Here is a 3,206-nt window from a genome sequence, read left to right as displayed (position 1 = left end):
TCCTCGCTACGGGGACGCCCAGTCGGGCGCTATTCTCGGACAGCCTCCCGGGCAGAAACGCAGGAAATACCATTTCTGACAAGGAAATTTCCGGACACCCAATCGGTGAGTATTCAGACAAACAATCAGCCCCGATAGAAGTCCGCCTCACCCGGAGGGCGGTTTTTAAACCGCCGATGAAGCCACATATACTGCTCAGGATGCTCACGAACTCGCTGCTCGACAAACTGGTTAATCTGCAGCGCATCCTGATAGTCGTCACCGGAAGGAATCCCTTCCAGGGCACAATGCAATTGAACCTGGTAGCCTTTGGCATCAGCAAGGCGAGTCACCGTCATAGGAATTACTTTAGCCCTGCCCGCTTTGGCTAGGCGTGAGGTACCGGTGATCGTCGCTGCGGGAATACCAAAGAACGGCACATAGAGTCCATTTTTGATGCCATAGTCCTGGTCAGGTGAATACCAAACGATCCTGCCCGACTTTAATGAACGCAGCATGCCACGAACATCTCTCCTGCTCAGCAACTGACTGCCAGGATCGAAACGATGCCTTAAACGGCGCTGAACGTATTCAAAGACCGGATTCCCATGCTCTCGATAGGTGGCATCCACACTGTGACGCTGGGTAATCAGACGACCTGCCAACTCTATGGTGGTAAAATGCATAACCATCAGGATAGTGCCATCATCATACTCCAGGGTTTCCAGCCCTTGATAAGACACCAGGTTCTCAAGCCTGTCGGAAGGCCACCACCAGGCCATGGTAACCTCCATAATACCGATACCGACGGACTCAAAATTGTTCTTCAGCAGTACTTCTTGTTCATCCTGGCTCCACTGGGGAAAACATTTCTCCAGATTAACCCGGGCAATGTGCACACGGTCACCCGCCACACGGTAAATGATACGTCCAAGCCACCGACCCAGATGCAGGATCCAGCGATAAGGCAACAAGGAAGGGAAAAAGGTCAAGCCGATACCCAGCCAGGTCAGCCAATACTTCGGGTGCAGATACGCCCGGCGAAAGACGTCGTCTGCACGGGCATCAGTCTGTTTGTTATCATCAGGATTTTGCGACATATAGGCAGGTTAATTCAATACTTGTATCTGAACGTTGAGTTCTCTACGCTAAACGCTGTTGTATAAAAAGCTGACCATTCAATCTGCTGATTCCCGTTATACAAAACCAGAGTAGTCTTTTATGACCCTTCAACTGCAAACCGGCACTACCTCAACAGCTTTCAAGATGACCGGTGGTATTTATACACTGACTACTCTTGAATTGCATTCTGCCAATCCCGAAGATATTACCAGTCAGCTGGAGAGCATGACACGCAAGGCACCCAATTTTTTCCAGCAGACACCGGTGATCATCGCCTTCGACCCCCTCTGCCCGGAACAAGCGTCTATTGACCTTTACCTGCTGCGCCATAGCCTGCAACAATTTGGCCTGATCCTGATTGCTGTTCGTGGCGGCCAGGATAGCCATAAACGGGATGCCATGATGGCAGGTATACCCTGGCTACCCTCAGCAAGGCAACGGAACCGGGAAGAAGACAGCTCTGCAGATCCTGTTGAAACCAACGTGGTCATTATGCAGAAATCCCACACCGCCAATAACCCTGCCGCAGAGGCGGCAAACCAGACGCAAACGGTAATCCAGAAGACCACGCTCATAGAGCATCCGATACGTTCTGGTCAGCAGGTCTATGCCGAGGGTGATCTGGTCATTACCAGCCCGGTCAGTTCAGGCGCAGAACTTCTGGCCGCCGGTAACATACACGTCTATGGCCCCTTACGCGGTCGAGCCCTGGCCGGCGTCAATGGCAATACCGACGCTCGTATATTCTGCCTGCAGTTTGAAGCCGAACTCATTTCCATTAACGGTCAGTATAAAATGCCCTCAGCATCCAATAACAGCGATCCACTCTGGGGTGGCAGTGTCATTGTATCTCTCGAGGCGCAAAGCTTGCACATAAAGAAACTTTAAGAAATACTGGACACTAGTTCAGTTATCGATTTATGACAGGATTTCACTTTGGCTCGAATTATTGTTGTGACTTCTGGGAAAGGTGGCGTTGGAAAAACCACCACCAGTGCTTCCATTGCAACAGGATTGGCTCTTAAAGGTCACAGGACCGTTGTTATTGACTTTGATGTAGGCCTCCGAAACCTCGATCTGCTAATGGGCTGCGAACGACGTGTCGTATACGACTTTGTCAATGTAATAAATAGTGAGGCCGAGTTGCATCAGGCGCTGATCAGAGACAAACGCACAGAAAATCTATCGATTCTGCCAGCATCCCAAACACGGGATAAGGAGGCCCTTACCCATGAAGGGGTCGAGAGAGTCCTGAACCAGCTGGCAAAAGACTTTGAATACATCATCTGTGACTCTCCGGCAGGCATAGAACACGGCGCCCTGATGGCACTCTATTTTGCCGATGAAGCTATTATTACCACAAACCCTGAGGTTTCCTCCGTCCGGGACTCTGACCGTATTTTGGGTATTTTGCAAAGCAGGTCCCGCCGTGCCGTCGAAAACCTTGAACCGGTCAAGGAGCATTTACTGGTAACCCGCTACAATCCTGAGCGGGTGACACGGGGAGAAATGCTCAACATTCAGGATGTCGAAGAAATTCTGGCAATACCCCTGATTGGCGTTATTCCTGAGTCCACCTCAGTCCTTAAAGCCTCCAACCAGGGGGTACCCGTAGTATGCAATAGCGACAGTGACGCCGGTAAGGCATACAACGATGTGGTTGCACGCTTCCTTGGCGAAGAGATACCACACCGTTTTCTTGAACCCGTCAAAAAAGGGTTTTTACAGCGCATGTTTGGAGGAATAGGATGAATCTAATGCAGCTATTCCGCTCACGCAAAGAAGACAACAGCGCCGCGATTGCCAAGGAAAGGCTGCAGATTATAGTAGCCCATGAACGAAGCAGTCGCAGTGGGCGTGATTTTCTGCCAGCCATGGAGCGGGATATTCTTCAGGTTATTCAAAAATACATAGAGATCCAACAGGACTGCATTGATATCAAGCTGGACTCTCAAGATGGTTGTTCTATTCTCGAGGTCAATGTACAGCTGCCGGACCAGGAGGCTGTCCGGGAATAGCGCCCGACTCGGCGTCCCCGTAGCGAGGATGGCAGAAAATTGAGGCTAAAAATTCGGTTTTGTGAGGTGAATACCGGGGCTATTTGC

Annotated in this window: 4 protein-coding genes; 3 read left to right on the top strand and 1 reads right to left on the bottom strand. The window is 50.7% G+C overall.

The window, feature by feature from the left end:
* Positions 1 to 125: 125 nt before the first annotated feature.
* Positions 126 to 1,079: an LpxL/LpxP family Kdo(2)-lipid IV(A) lauroyl/palmitoleoyl acyltransferase gene (lpxL, locus tag KDK14_RS16145; protein ID WP_257266204.1), complete on the bottom strand. Its 954-nt coding sequence runs from the start codon at positions 1,077 to 1,079 to the stop codon at positions 126 to 128.
* 121 nt (positions 1,080 to 1,200) lie between these two features.
* Here lpxL and minC point away from each other — a divergent pair, with 121 nt between their 5' ends.
* From minC to minE, 3 genes are read left to right on the top strand one after another with little or no spacing between them, the layout of a single operon-like run.
* Entirely contained in the window at positions 1,201 to 1,989 is a 789-nt protein-coding gene (gene minC, locus KDK14_RS16140; RefSeq protein ID WP_257266203.1) for a septum site-determining protein MinC, read from the top strand.
* 48 nt (positions 1,990 to 2,037) lie between these two features.
* Positions 2,038 to 2,853, top strand: a complete 816-nt coding sequence (minD, locus tag KDK14_RS16135) for a septum site-determining protein MinD (RefSeq protein WP_257266202.1) — start codon at positions 2,038 to 2,040, stop codon at positions 2,851 to 2,853.
* Positions 2,850 to 3,119, top strand: a complete 270-nt coding sequence (gene minE / locus KDK14_RS16130; RefSeq protein WP_257266201.1) for a cell division topological specificity factor MinE — start codon at positions 2,850 to 2,852, stop codon at positions 3,117 to 3,119. Before minD ends, minE begins: the two co-directional genes overlap by 4 nt.
* Positions 3,120 to 3,206: the final 87 nt, after the last annotated feature.

It is taken from the genome of Endozoicomonas sp. ONNA2 (assembly GCF_024606365.1).
Lineage (GTDB): Bacteria > Pseudomonadota > Gammaproteobacteria > Pseudomonadales > Endozoicomonadaceae > Endozoicomonas.
The sequence above is the reverse complement of the archived record's forward strand: the minus strand, read 5'-3'. Positions and strand labels throughout refer to the sequence as shown.